The organism is Pseudomonas sp. R3-57, assembly GCF_051132065.1.
GTDB lineage: Bacteria > Pseudomonadota > Gammaproteobacteria > Pseudomonadales > Pseudomonadaceae > Aquipseudomonas.
This window is the reverse complement of record NZ_CP071655.1, coordinates 1,169,484-1,182,807: the sequence shown is the minus strand read 5'-3', so window position 1 is coordinate 1,182,807 and position 13,324 is coordinate 1,169,484. Positions and strand designations below refer to the sequence as shown.

The 13,324-nt window shown below is 58.4% G+C and carries 13 protein-coding genes; 6 read left to right on the top strand and 7 right to left on the bottom strand.

Annotation, left to right across the window (positions count from 1 at the left end):
• Window positions 1-153: 153 nt before the first annotated feature.
• From J3P93_RS05520 to J3P93_RS05505, 4 genes are all read left to right on the top strand, one after another.
• A complete protein-coding gene (locus J3P93_RS05520; protein ID WP_434595691.1) occupies window positions 154-519 on the top strand; it encodes a hypothetical protein in 366 nt (121 codons plus the stop codon).
• A 100-nt stretch (window positions 520-619) separates the two neighbouring features.
• The gene (locus tag J3P93_RS05515; protein WP_434595689.1) at window positions 620-1,357 is read left to right on the top strand and encodes a hypothetical protein; all 738 of its coding nucleotides are present in this window, start codon (window positions 620-622) and stop codon (window positions 1,355-1,357) included.
• Between the two features lie 72 nt (window positions 1,358-1,429).
• Window positions 1,430-3,349: an alkaline phosphatase D family protein gene (locus tag J3P93_RS05510; protein ID WP_434595687.1), complete on the top strand. Its 1,920-nt coding sequence runs from the start codon at window positions 1,430-1,432 to the stop codon at window positions 3,347-3,349.
• A 158-nt stretch (window positions 3,350-3,507) separates the two neighbouring features.
• On the top strand, window positions 3,508-3,699 hold the full coding sequence (locus J3P93_RS05505) for a type II toxin-antitoxin system Phd/YefM family antitoxin (protein WP_434595685.1): 192 nt from the start codon (window positions 3,508-3,510) through the stop codon (window positions 3,697-3,699).
• Here J3P93_RS05505 and J3P93_RS05500 read toward each other — a convergent pair whose 3' ends face one another.
• Window positions 3,700-4,881, bottom strand: coding sequence for an aspartate aminotransferase family protein (locus tag J3P93_RS05500; protein WP_434595683.1), 1,182 nt, complete (start codon window positions 4,879-4,881; stop codon window positions 3,700-3,702).
• Window positions 4,882-4,983: 102 nt separating this feature from the next.
• Between J3P93_RS05500 and J3P93_RS05495 the strand changes: the two genes are divergently transcribed.
• The gene (locus J3P93_RS05495; protein ID WP_434595681.1) at window positions 4,984-5,913 is read left to right on the top strand and encodes a LysR family transcriptional regulator; all 930 of its coding nucleotides are present in this window, start codon (window positions 4,984-4,986) and stop codon (window positions 5,911-5,913) included.
• 131 nt (window positions 5,914-6,044) lie between these two features.
• Window positions 6,045-6,746: a hypothetical protein gene (locus J3P93_RS05490; RefSeq protein WP_434595679.1), complete on the top strand. Its 702-nt coding sequence runs from the start codon at window positions 6,045-6,047 to the stop codon at window positions 6,744-6,746.
• Window positions 6,747-7,013: 267 nt separating this feature from the next.
• Here the strand turns inward: J3P93_RS05490 and J3P93_RS05485 are convergent, their stop codons facing one another.
• The 6 genes from J3P93_RS05485 to cyoA all read right to left on the bottom strand — a co-directional run bounded on the left by J3P93_RS05485 (window position 7,014) and on the right by cyoA (window position 12,577).
• The gene (locus J3P93_RS05485; protein ID WP_090286073.1) at window positions 7,014-7,505 is read right to left on the bottom strand and encodes a RidA family protein; all 492 of its coding nucleotides are present in this window, start codon (window positions 7,503-7,505) and stop codon (window positions 7,014-7,016) included.
• A gap of 236 nt (window positions 7,506-7,741) precedes the next feature.
• Complete coding sequence (gene cyoE, locus J3P93_RS05480; protein WP_090286075.1) at window positions 7,742-8,629, bottom strand: heme o synthase; 888 nt, start codon at window positions 8,627-8,629, stop codon at window positions 7,742-7,744.
• A gap of 10 nt (window positions 8,630-8,639) precedes the next feature.
• Window positions 8,640-8,975 (bottom strand): cytochrome o ubiquinol oxidase subunit IV, encoded by a 336-nt coding sequence (cyoD, locus tag J3P93_RS05475; protein ID WP_007916940.1) that lies wholly within the window; start codon window positions 8,973-8,975, stop codon window positions 8,640-8,642.
• Window positions 8,975-9,598, bottom strand: coding sequence for a cytochrome o ubiquinol oxidase subunit III (cyoC, locus tag J3P93_RS05470; protein WP_090286077.1), 624 nt, complete (start codon window positions 9,596-9,598; stop codon window positions 8,975-8,977). The genes cyoD and cyoC overlap by 1 nt, the downstream gene beginning before the upstream one ends.
• 3 nt (window positions 9,599-9,601) lie before the next feature.
• A complete protein-coding gene (gene cyoB / locus J3P93_RS05465; RefSeq protein WP_434595676.1) occupies window positions 9,602-11,632 on the bottom strand; it encodes a cytochrome o ubiquinol oxidase subunit I in 2,031 nt (676 codons plus the stop codon).
• A gap of 3 nt (window positions 11,633-11,635) precedes the next feature.
• Window positions 11,636-12,577 carry a ubiquinol oxidase subunit II gene (gene cyoA, locus J3P93_RS05460; protein ID WP_090286083.1) on the bottom strand — a complete coding sequence of 314 codons (942 nt, stop codon included), beginning with the start codon at window positions 12,575-12,577 and terminating at the stop codon, window positions 11,636-11,638.
• Window positions 12,578-13,324: the final 747 nt, after the last annotated feature.

The following is a 13,324-nucleotide window of genomic DNA, read 5'->3' as shown; positions in this document are numbered from 1 at the left end:
TTAAGAAAACATCCCGGTATTTCTTCTGGTCAGCGATGCGCAGTCCATGACAGAGAAGGCATGGCGCGACGCTACTATTTTGCTATCTTGCCGTCCACTCTCTACTGACGCTTCCAGTCGTCGTCTCGGTCTCGTGGAAAGAAGGAAAATTCGATGGATGCTTTGTTGTGTGCAGGGGTCATGGCTGCCATGTGGTTTTGGGTCGTGCGCCAGCGTGGGAACTGGAATCTGCTGTTGGCCAACCTTGCCGGGGCTGGCAGCGCTGTAGTGGCAGGCATCGTCTTCACGCTGATTTATGACGGGCTGTTCGGCACGACCATGGCAACGCCCGGACTGCATGGCAGCCTGGTGACTTTCATGACCAGCGCAGGCGTCCTGGCGGGGGTTTGGTTGTGGATGGCCAAGCGGCGGCAGCCACAGCATCCGGTTGCCCGACAACTGCTTGCAGGCGTTTGTGGCTTCGCTGCGGGGATGGTCACGCTGGTGTTTCTGGCGGCTAATTATTTTCCGCAAGCGTAACCGGACGGCGCGTCTATTTTGTTATCTTGCCGGCCATCTTTGGCACACACCGTCGATGAGTGCCGTTTTCAGGTTATGAAGGTTCAAGGGAAAGGATCAAATGGAGTTTCTGCGTTTTCTGGCGTTTGTCGCGGTCTGGGGTTTGATGTGGCGCTGGGTGGTGAAGAACCGCGGTAGCTGGAATATTTTCTACAGCAACATTGTTGGCGCGGCGGGCGGTTTCATTGTCGGGTTGGTGGTGTTGTCGATCACGCTGTCGCTGTTTCCTTCTGCGTATAAAGACCAGCAGCCCGAGAGTGTCGTGGCGCAAAACGTCGAGCCGACCTCTGTGTTGCCTGAAGCCGAGGCAGTCACGCCCGCCACCGAGCTGAAAGATGCGCCGGCTTTTGCGGCCATCGAGCCGGACGACGCGCCGTCCCCTGCCGACTCGGCGTTGTTGCCGAACTACGCCAGCCGGGCACCAAAAACCATGGCGGTGCAGACCGTGCTCAATCAAAGCGACTATGAAGGTCGCATGGCCCTGGCCGCGCTGAACAAGAAATTGCGCGGCGACGAACAGGCCGACAAGTCGATGATCGCCTATGTGATGTGCAGCCCGTTCGTGACCAGCACCCTGCGCTATCCCGCTTCGGCGCGTTTTGCCGACAGCAAAGCGCTGGTCAGCCATCGCTTCAAGAATCAGGTCTACACCTTCAGCAACAGCGTCACCGCGCGCAACATGAATGGCGACGATGTCACCTACCGTTTCGATTGCTCTGTGCAAGAGCAGCCACGGGTTGACGCGACGGCTGGGGAATGGCGCTTGCTGGCGTTGAAGGTGCAAAAAGCCGACTCTTAAGCCTCGCTTAAGCGCTCAAGGCGCCGGCTGCGTTATCATCGCCAGCCTGTGCGCCCTGAGCTTTGCCCTTCGATGTCTCGACACCTGACTGATCCCTCTTTGCTGCCGCCGGTTCTGGCCGGTCCGCTGTTGCGCCGTCTGCAGCCCACGCGGCTGGTCATGTGGCTGGTCGGCAGTCGTGAACTCACGCTGACCTTGCGCCTGCAAGGTGTAGGAGACATTCCCCTCGATGGCGGGAAATGCACGGTTATTCCCGTAGGCCGTCATGCGTTTGTTCACCTCATTGATGTTGCGCTCGACAGCGCCCTGCCCTGCGATACGCGTATCGACTATGACCTGCTGATTGATAACGCCTCAGGTGTTGCCGACTGGGCGCCGCATCTGCTGTATGGCGAGGCGACGAGTCCGAACTTCGTTCTGCGCTCGCGGATCGATCAGTTGCTGCATGGTTCCTGTCGCAAGCCGCATCATCCGGCAATCGATGGCCTGCTTTGCGTTGACCAGTTGCTGGCTGAGGAAGCCGATCCGCAACAACGCCCGGCGCTGCTTATGATGAGCGGCGATCAGGTCTACGCCGATGATGTCGCCGGGCCGATGCTGCGGGCGATTCATGCGTTGATCGAACGGCTCGGCCTGTTCGACGAACACCTCGAAGGCGCGGTGGTCAGTGACAGCGCCAAGCTCTACGAACACCCGGCCAGCTACTATCACCGTGCGGATTTGTTACCGGCGCTGGAGAGCAACGAGACGTTGCGCGAGCGATTTTTCGGCGGTGCGCGTAAGCCGATTTTCACCAGCAGCAGCGCTGACAATCACTTGGTGACTTTCGCCGAAGTCATGGCGATGTATCTGCTGGTGTGGTCGTCGACGCCGTGGTCGCTGATCAACCCGCAGGCACCGACGCTGACGCCGCCGCGCCTGAAGCGCTACCGCCTCGAACAAACGCGCATCGATGCCTTCAAGGCTGGCCTGGGCAACGTCGCCCGGGCACTGGCGCATCTGCCGAGCCTGATGATTTTCGACGACCACGACATCACCGATGACTGGAACCTGTCCGCGCAGTGGGAGGAAACCGCCTACGGCCATCCGTTTTCCAAACGCATCATCGGCAATGCGCTGATCGCTTACCTGTTGTGCCAAGGCTGGGGCAACAATCCCGATGTGTTCAAAGACGTATTGGTCAAGACCCGACAGTTGAGCGCCAGCGGTGATGACGGTTACCTGGACCAACCGGTGCAGGATGATTTGATCGATCAGTTGCTGCGCTTTCAGCAGTGGCATTTCGTCCTGCCGAGCAGCCCGGCGCTGGTGGTGATCGACACGCGCACGCGACGCTGGCGCAGTGAAATGGCGCTCAAGCAACCTTCGGGTTTGCTCGATTGGGAAGCGCTCAGCGAACTGCAGCAGGAACTGCTCGATCATCCGTCGGCGATCATCGTTTCCCCAGCGCCGATCTTTGGCGTCAAGCTGATCGAGACTGTGCAAAAAGTCTTCAGCTGGTGCGGTTATCCGCTGTTGGTCGATGCGGAAAACTGGATGGCCCATCGCGGCGCCGCGCAGGTGATCCTGAACATTTTCCGCCACTCGCGCACACCGGGTAACTACGTGGTGCTGTCCGGCGACGTGCATTATTCCTTCGTCTACGAAGTGCTGATCCGCCATCGCAAGGCCGGCCCGCGTATCTGGCAGATCACCAGCAGCGGCATCAAAAACGAATTCCCACCGACCCTGCTGGAATGGTTCGACCGCCTCAACCGCTGGCTCTACTCACCGCGCTCACCGTTGAACTGGTTCACCAAACGTCGACAGATGCGCATCGTGCCGTACACGCCGGAGCATGCCGAGGCCGGGGAACGGCTGTGGAATTCGGCGGGGATCGGACAGGTGTTTTTCAATGAACAGGGGCAGCCGCGAGAGATCATTCAGCACAACTCGAATGGGGCGGTGAAGACGCGGATGTTGGCGCCGGAGTTGGGGGATGAGCCGGATTAAGGGATGGCCGGTGAGGTTCCATTCGACAGCAGCTCAGTTGCTGACAAGTACTGGCGATCAGGATTACAAACCTCTCGGAAACGTCTCCTGAATACCTGGGTGATACTGAGCACCATGAATCCTGCCGAATTGTGCTCTACCCACCAAAGGTCTGTCTGATGCAAATCATCGCCTACAGCAAAGTCCGAACGTGCCTTGCAAAATCCATGGATCAGGTCATCAACAACCGCGCTCCCCTGCTCGTTATCAGGCGAAGTGCCGATCCTGTGGTAATGATTTCCTTGGCAGATTACTGCGCAATGATGAAAACAGCTGAAGCAGTAAGTGCTCCAGCTGTTGCGATGCCGTGATTACGAAGATTGGCTAGAGGCCAGTGCTCGCCCCACCCCTCTGACAACCATCCCCACCTCCCGCTCATCAATCGTCAACGGTGGCAGCAGCCGTATCGTCTTGCCGCGGGTGACGTTGATCAACAAGCCGTGATCCCGTGCGGCAATCAGGGTCAGGTCGCGCACCGGTTGTTTCAGCTCTATGCCGATCATCAGTCCCTGTCCGCGAATCGCCAGCACATTGGGGTTATCGGCCAGTTCTGCGCGTAACCAGTTCAACAGGCGCTCGCCTTGTACCCGCGCGTTGTCCAGCAAACCTTGCTCTTCGATGATGTCCAGCACAGTGCAGGCGACCCGGCAGGCCAGTGGGTTGCCGCCGAAGGTGCTGCCGTGGCTGCCCGGGGTGAACAGGTCGGCCGCGCGGCCGCGTGCCAGGCAAGCGCCGATCGGCACGCCATTGCCGAGGCCTTTGGCCAGGGTCATGACGTCGGGAACGATGCCTTCGTGTTGAAAGGCGAACCACTGCCCGGTGCGGCCCATGCCGGTCTGGATTTCGTCGAGCATCAGCAGCCACGCGTGGCGATTGCATTGTTCGCGCAGGGCTTTGAGGTAACCGGGCGGCGCGACCTGCACGCCGCTTTCGCCCTGAATCGGCTCGACCAGAATCGCCACGATGCGCTCGCCGTGTAGGCGCTGCACCTGCTCCAGCGCGGCGAGATCGCCGAACGGCACTTTGACGAAATCCCCCGGCAGTTCGTTGAAGCCCAGGCGCACCGCCGGGCCATCGCTGGCCGACAAAGTGCCGAGGGTGCGGCCATGAAACGCGTTGGCCATGACCACCACCAGCGGCTGTTCGACACCCTTGCGCCAGCCATACAAACGCGCGAGTTTCAGCGCCGTTTCATTGGCCTCGGCACCAGAGTTGTTGAAGAACGCGCGCTCCATGCCCGCCAATCGGGTCAGCCGTCTGGCCAACTGTTGCTGCCAGTCGATGCTGTACAGGTTGGAGGTGTGCAGCAGCAATCCCGCCTGTTCGCTGATCGCCGCGACGATGCGCGGATGCGAGTGGCCGACGTTGGTCACCGCCACCCCGGCCACCGCATCCAGATATTCACGACCGGCCTGATCCCACAGTCGTGTACCCAGGCCCTTGGTGAAGCTGAGGGCCAGTGGTTGGTAGGTGTTCATCAGCGCGGCGGTCATGACATGAAACTCCAGTTCGGGTCGGTGTGCTGGCAGTATGGTTAGCCAGCGAAACTGGATAAACTCGGCAAAACTTCAATCATTTGAAAGCCGGGCTTGATAATGGATTTGTTCCAGTCGATGAGCGTGTACGTCAAAGTTGTCGAGGGCGGCAGCATGACCGCGGCCGCTTTGCAGTGCGACATGTCGACCACCATGGTCGGCAACCACCTGCGCGCGCTGGAGCAACGGCTCGGCGTGCAATTGCTGCAGCGCACCACCCGCCGCCAGCGGCTCACCGAGTTCGGCAGCGTTTATTACCAACGATGCCTGGACGTGCTCGGTCTGGTCGCCGACTCTGAACGCTTGGCCGAGCAGGCCCTCGACGAGCCACGCGGCTTGCTGCGCATTGCCGCGCCGCTGACCTTTGGCGTCGAACGCCTGACCCCGGCGCTCAGCGAATACGCCCTGCTGTATCCGCAAGTGAAACTCGACGTGGTGCTGACCAACGGCCGCCCGGACCTGCTGGAGAATGGCCTCGATGTCGCATTCCGCCTAGGCAGTTTCGATGAGTCTTCCAACCTGATCGCCCGCCCCTTGATCGACTACACCCTGACGGTCTGCGCCTCGCCCGATTACATCGCGAGACGCGGCATGCCGCACACCCCTCAGGATTTGCAGCAACACGACTGCCTGTCCTTCGCCTACCCTGCCGGGGATGACTGGCAATCGGTGGAAAAGCGCTGGCGCCTCAGCGGCCCGGAGGGCGAAGTCCTGGTCGACGTCAGCGGCCCGCTGCTGATCAACAGCTCCGCCGGTTTGCACCAGGCCGCGCGCAATGGCATGGGGATCATGATGCTGCCCGATGCACTGGTCGAACAGGATCTGCGTGAAGGCAGACTGGTCAAGGTCGTCGCCGATTACCCGCCACCGAGTCGGCCGATGCATTTGCTGTACGCGCCGGATCGTTATCGTTTGCCGAAACTGAGAAGGTTCGTCGAATTTGCGATGCGCACGTGGGGTAAACCCGTGGATGCGTTCGACGGTAAATAGCGACGCAGGGAAAAAACCCGACCACCAGCCCGTTGCTCCGTGACAACGCCGCCCCGCTCCCCTAAATTAGTCGGCCTGAAAAAGCCCTGGGCTTGTTCGTCTCCATTCAAGTTAAAAGTAGTGAAATTTCAATGTCCGATTTCAACACCGCTGAATCCGTAGTCACCCAGTCGTCCAAAGCGGAATACGAAAACTCCATCAATCTTTCACAACACCTGCCACAAGCCAAAATCATCAGCGAGATGGTCCTCGACGCGTTTCAGTCGACCCGCGAGAGTGACCAGATCCGCGAACTTCGCGCCGCCATTCGTCAGGCTCACGATAGCTTCGATGACGACAAGGCTTACGAACTGATGGGCGAACTCAAAGCGCTGAAAGACGCCGAGGCCGCGGACCTCGCCGCGCTGGAAGACCTGAGCAGCAAGTTCTCGATCGGGCGCATTCTGTCCAGTTTCAAGGACGACCCGGCGTTTCAGGAAATCGTCTACGGCCTCGCGCTGAAAGTGCTGAACCAGACCCATCAGGCGATCAGCAATCCGGGCGGCGGCAAGGGCAAGGCTGCGAAGAAGAAAGAAGTCGAAATCTTCACCATCAGCAAGGACGGCGCCAGCGTGACCCTGCCGCTGCGCACGCCGCGTTCGCGTCTGAATGTGGATCGTGAAGCGCTGGAATTCCTTGGTTTCAGCTTCGTCGGTGAAGGCGATGAGGCGGAGCTGGAAAGCGAAACCTTCCTGGATAATGCCGGGACGGAACAGGCTGTGAACCGTAAGAACATCATTACTGCGCTGCAGCAGAAGACGGCGTTTGATGGGTACAGCATCGCGGCGCAGTAAGCTGCTGAGTGCTTGTGAAGAAGCCCCGTGCTGAGTGATCAGGCGGGGCTTTTTTTTCGGCTGGGGATTTGGTGGTGTTACTTGGATTGTAGCCCCTCATCGGAACGCCGCCCGCCCAGCCCTCTCCCCCAGGAGAGGGCTGGGCGGGCTGTTTTCAAGATTGCGGTTCACTCAATATTCAGGTCGCCGTAGTTTCAGAAAACGACTAGGTCAGTCCCCTCTCCCTTTGGGAGAGGGCTAGGGTGAGGGAAACAGCCACCGCAGATCTCAAGCCGAAGCATGCACCGCCGCAATCATGTCCACTTCAATCGCCGCATTCTTCGGCAACTGATACACGCCAATAGTCGTGCGCGTATGCCGCCCGGCATCGCCCAGCACATGGCTGAACACATCCGAAGCGCCGTTGGCCACTTCGCTGAGGTCAACGAAATCAGCCGTCGACTTCACATACACCGTCACCCGCAGCAACGCGCGAATCTTGTCCAGCGACCCCACCGCATCGACGATCAGCGCCAGGCAACGCATGGCGCTGATGCTCGCGGCGGCTTGCGCGTCCTTGAGGGTCAATTCCAGCCCGACCCGGCCCGGATACAGAATCTTGCCATTGACCCGCGGCACCATCCCGCTGATGTACAACTCATCGTGATGCCGAATCAGCGGCGCGTAATTGCCACCGGCGGTGTTCTCGCCATAAATGTCGTAGTTCAGTTCTTCGGCCAGGGCGATAAAGCGCTCATCGCAGGTCATCCGTTCGGTCATTGCGCCCAGCCTTTTGATCAATGCACGGGTTGAAACAGTCGAGCACCGGAGGATGGCTTGGAGCTACTACTGTCGAGGTTGGATCCGAATCTAGGTCTTTTACCGAATGGCCGCAACCGCAAACTGTGGGAGCGAGCCTGCTCGCGAATGGCAGCACCCTGAACGAGCATATTTCAGCCAACAAAAAACCCCGCACATCTCTCAATGTGCGGGGTTTTTCGTGAAGCCTGCAAACCTTACGGCGCGTACGTCAGCAGCAGCTCGCTTGGCACCTTGAAGTCCAGGGACATCATGACGCTCAGCGCGGTGATGGTGAAGATCGAGAACACGAACAGCTTGCGTGCCCAGACCGTGTCATCCACTGCCTTGTAGCCGGTCCAGGCCATGTACAGCCAGTACATGCCCATGGCCGCGGCGACGGCGAGGTAGCTCATGCCGGCGTAGCCGCTGAAGGTCAGCATCAGGGTCGCTACGAGGAACGCCAGGATGTAGAGCAGGATGTGCTTCTTCGCCACTTGAATGCCGCGCTTCACTGGCAGCACCGGAATCGAGGCAGCCAGGTAATCGTTGAAGCGGAAAATCGCGATGGCGTAGGAATGCGGCATCTGCCACAGGCTGAACATCACCAGCAGGGTCAGCGCGGCCATGTCGAAGCTGTTGGTCACGGCGACGTAACCGATCACTGGCGGCATGGCGCCCGACAGACTGCCCACCAGCGTGCCGTGAACCGACTTGCGCTTGAGGTACAGGCTGTAGAAGCCGACGTAGATGATGAAGCCGATTACTGCGAACAAGGCAGCCAACGGGTTGGCCACCTTGTACAACAAGGCAACGCCGAGAACACCCAGAATGGTCGCGTAAACCAGTGCCAGTTTCAGGGAGATCAAGCCCTGGACCAGCACACGGTTCTTGGTGCGTTCCATCTTCAGGTCGATGTCGCGGTCGATACAGTTGTTGAACACGCAACCGGAGGCCACGACCAGGGAAGTACCGATCATGGCGGCCAGAAACACCGCCAGATCGACATGCCCTTTCGAGGCCAGGAAGAACCCGCCTGCCACAGAAAGCACGTTACCGAAAATGATCCCCGGTTTGGTGATTTGGATAAAGTGCTTGAGCGACATCGGGTCTACCTCACTTCGCCATCATGTACGTGTGGATGCTGAACATGATCCACAGCGACAGGCCAACCAGCAGCACGATTACGATCGCCGTAAAGACGAAGGCGATCACGTTGTTGCGCTGAGCAATGGAACGGTCCAGGTGCAGGAAGTAATACAGGTGAACGATCACCTGGATCACTGCGAACAACAGAACGATTGCCAGCGTCGTCGCCTTCGGCAGGCTCGGGTACATCACCAGGCCGAACGGGATGACAGTCAGGATCACCGACAGGATGAAGCCGATGGCGTAAGACTTTACGCTGCCGTGGCCAGCATCATGGCTGTCATGGGAGTGTGCATTAGCCATTACAGAGTCCCCATCAGGTAAACAACGGTGAATACGCAGATCCACACCACGTCCAGGAAGTGCCAGAACAGGCTCAGGCAGCTCAGACGGGTCTTGTTGGTCGCCGTCAGGCCGTGCTTGTTGACCTGGTACATCATGACGCCCATCCAGATCAGACCGGCCGAAACGTGCAGACCGTGAGTACCGACCAGGGTGAAGAACGCCGACAGGAAGCCCGAACGGCTAGGACCGAAGCCCTCGGAGATCAGCAGGTGGAACTCGTTGATCTCCATGGCGATGAAGCCTGCGCCGAGCAGGAAGGTCATGAACAACCAGCCCAGGACCGCCTGCTTCTTGCCTTTGTACAACGCCAGCATGGCGAAGCCGTAGGTGATCGAACTGAACAACAGCAGAGCGGTTTCGCCCAGCACGTAAGGCAGTTCGAAGATGTCGTGGCCCGACGGGCCACCGGCAACGTTGTTTACCAGTACTGCGTACACCGCGAAGATCGACGCAAACAGAATGCAGTCGGTCATCAGGTAGAGCCAGAAACCGTATACGGTCATCTCGCCCGAGTCGTGGTGATGGTCATCGTGCCCATGGTCACCATGGGCGTGTCCAACATTGGTCACTAAGTTCGACATGGTTTAAGCCTGTTCCAACGAGGTTTCAACACGGGTGGCACCGGCCGGGATTTTCCCTGCCGCGACCAGACGCTTGTGCTGCTCGGCTTCGATACGCTCGATCGTTTCAACCGGAACCATATAGCCCTGGTCGTCACGCGCAGCGTGGATCACGAAGTAAACGACGGTGCCCACCAGGCTGGCGATCGCCAACCACCAGATGTGCCAGATCATCGCGAAACCGAAGACGGTCAACAGTGCGCCCATCACCACGCCAGTGGCGGTGTTGTTCGGCATGTGGATCGGCTCGTACCTGGCCGGACGCTGGTACGCAGTACCGTTTTCCTTGGCTTCAGTGAACGGGTCGATGCAGTCAGCCTTAGGCAGCACAGCAAAGTTGTAGAACGGTGGTGGCGACGAGGTCGACCATTCCAGCGTGTGCGCATTCCACGGGTCACCGTGATCGCAAACGTTCTCTGGCTTGTTGCGGTCACGCACGCTCACATAGAGCTGGATCAGCTGGCAGGCGATACCGACAGCGATCATCACCGCACCGAACATGGCCACGTACAGGTACGGTACCCACTCAGGGTTGGTGGTGGCGTTCAGACGACGGGTCATGCCCATGAAGCCCAGTGCATAGAGCGGCATGAACGCGACGAAGAAGCCCGAGATCCAGAACCAGAACGCTGCTTTACCCCAGCCTTCGTGCAGCTTGAAGCCGAACGCTTTCGGGAAGTAGAACGCGAAGCCAGCGATGTAACCGAATACCGCACCGCCGATGATCACGTTGTGGAAGTGCGCGATCACGAACAGGCTGTTGTGCAGCACGAAGTCAGCACCCGGGATGGCCAGCAGTACGCCGGTCATGCCGCCGATGGCGAAGGTCACCATGAAACCCAGAGTCCACATCACCTGGCTGGTGAAACGCAGACGGCCCTGGTAGATGGTGAACAGCCAGTTGAACAGTTTCACACCCGTCGGGATGGAAATCAGCATCGTCGCCAGACCGAAGAAGGCGTTGACGCTGGCACCCGAACCCATGGTGAAGAAGTGGTGCAGCCAAACCATGAAGCCCAGTACCGAGATCGCGCCCGAGGCGTAGATCATCGAGTGGTGGCCGAACAGCTTCTTGCCGGTGAAGGCCGAGATCACTTCCGAGAAGATGCCGAAGGCCGGCAGGATCAGGATGTAAACCTCAGGGTGGCCCCACGCCCAGAACAGGTTGACGTACATCATTGGATTGCCACCAAGTTCATTGGTGAAAATGTGGAAATCCATGTAACGGTCAAGCGTCAGCAGTGCCAGGGTCGCGGTCAGGATCGGGAACGAAGCCACGATCAGAACGTTGGCCCAGGTGCAGGTCCAGGTGAAGATCGGCATGTCCATCAGCTTCATGCCTGGGGTACGCATTTTCAGTACGGTCGCGAGGAAGTTGACCCCCGTTAGCGTCGTACCCAATCCGGATAGCTGTAGCGCCCAGATGTAATAGTCCATCCCCACGCCTGGGCTGTATTGCAGACCCGACAGCGGTGGATAGGCAACCCAACCGGTCTTGGCGAATTCGCCGACGCCCAGCGACAGGTTGATCAGCACAACGCCGGACACCAGCAGCCAGAAGCTCAGGGAGTTCAGGAACGGGAACGCCACGTCACGCGCGCCGATCTGCAGCGGCACTGCAAGGTTCATCAGGCCGGTGAAGAATGGCATCGCCATGAAGATGATCATGATCACACCGTGAGCGGTGAAGATCTGGTCATAGTGTTCAGGTGGCAGGTAGCCAGGCGAACCCTCGGTGGCCATGGCCAACTGGGTACGCATCATGATCGCGTCGGCAAAACCGCGCAGCAGCATGACCATGGCGACGATGATGTACATCACGCCGATTTTCTTGTGGTCGACCGAAGTCAGCCACTCGGTCCACAGGTACGTCCACTTCTTGAAGTAAGTGATCGCAGCGAACAGCGCCAGACCACCGAGGGCGATCATGGCGATGGTCACCATCACGATCGGCTCGTGGAATGGGACTGCTTCCCAACTTAATTTACCAAACATCGTTTACTCCTCTGCCCCGGCAGCTGAATGCGAACCCGCGTCAATATCCGTGGCCGCCACTTCTTTCTCTTTCTTCTCGTGCTTCAGCGGCTTGCCCGGCTTCATACCTTCGTACTTGTCGACGATGATCTGGAACTGGTTCGGCGTGACCGACGAGTAGAGCTCGACTGGGTTGTTCTGGCTCGGTTTGGCAAGGGCCGCGTACTCAGCTTGATCAAGCTGTTTAGGTGACTTCTTGACTTCACTTACCCAGGCGTCGAAATCTTCCTGAGTGGTGGAGATAGCCTTGAATTTCATACCGGTGAAACCGGCGCCGCTGTAGTTGGCGGAGATCCCGTCCATTTCAGCGTTGCGGTCGGCGATCAGGTGCAGCTTGGTCTGCATGCCCGCCATCGCGTAGATCTGGCCGCCCAGACCCGGGATGAAGAACGAGTTCATCACAGCGTCAGAGGTGATCTTGAAGTTGATTGGCGTGTGCGCCGGGAACACGATCTTGTTGACCGTGGCGATGCCTTGTTCCGGGTAGATGAACAGCCACTTCCAGTCCAGTGCGACCACTTCGATGGTCACAGGCTTGACGTCGGACTGGATCGGACGATACGGGTCCAGTTCGTGGGTGGAAATGTAGGTGATGTAACCCAGAGCGATGATGATCAGGACCGGAATGGTCCAGACCGCCACTTCGATCTTGGTCGAGTGCGACCATTTCGGGGTGTAGACCGCGTTCTTGTTCGACGCGCGGTATTTCCAGGCGAACAGGAAGGTCATGACGATAACCGGCACCACGACCAACAGCATCAGCAAGGTCGCGGTGATGATCAGGTTTCGCTGTTCCAGGCCAACCTGGCCCGTTGGATTGAGCAAGGTCATGTTGCAGCCTCCCAGCAGCAACGTGCCGAGCAGCGGCACTAGGCCTAGTAATCTGGGGTACCTGTTTTTACTCATCTCACGACCTCTAAAGCAGCTTGCGCAATGCAGTTGGGTTTTGATCGCCAACACTTCACCCTGCCAAGGGTTGGCATTTTCTTTGGATTGAATAAGGGCCGCCCGTCGCGCGTCAGACGCTCGACAAAACCTTGGGACAGCGTTCAGTTCTTATTCGAATTCGTGGTCAAAGGCCTTGTTACAGACCAATTCCATTTGGTGCGGAAAGTTGGAAAGGCACCGACACCTGGGTGTCTCGAAAGCCTCGCGGCTCGCTCGACACCCGACCTTCTGATCAGTTCCTTAATAAAGGCTGAACAGCGCCGGGAATTCAGTGCGGGCGATTGTAGATAGGTAGCGCCCTATACACCATGTCTTATCCCGAAATAATTTTTATCTTTTACAGCAACAATCACTCGCCATTTTTGCAAAAGTGCCGCTTGTTGTTGAAAGACATTCTCAACAAACAGCGCAAAACCGGTAAGCACACCCGCGTCAGTTCAGACAGCTCCGAAGGTTTTTTCCATACAGCAGAACGACGCAAAGCCCGATAACCCAAGGCTTCTGGCCATCTGCCTGAAGCTGTTAAAACTGCCTGCTCTGGCACTCACGTCCTAAAGCAAAAAAACCGTCAGACCGACCAATCCTTTTTTGTAACAACGCGACAATCGGAGCCTGCGGGCACCTCTATGACACCCCCTGTGTGACAACATGTCGCACACTTGTCACACCCACGATTGCCGCCCGTCAGGATGAGTTCAGCCCCAC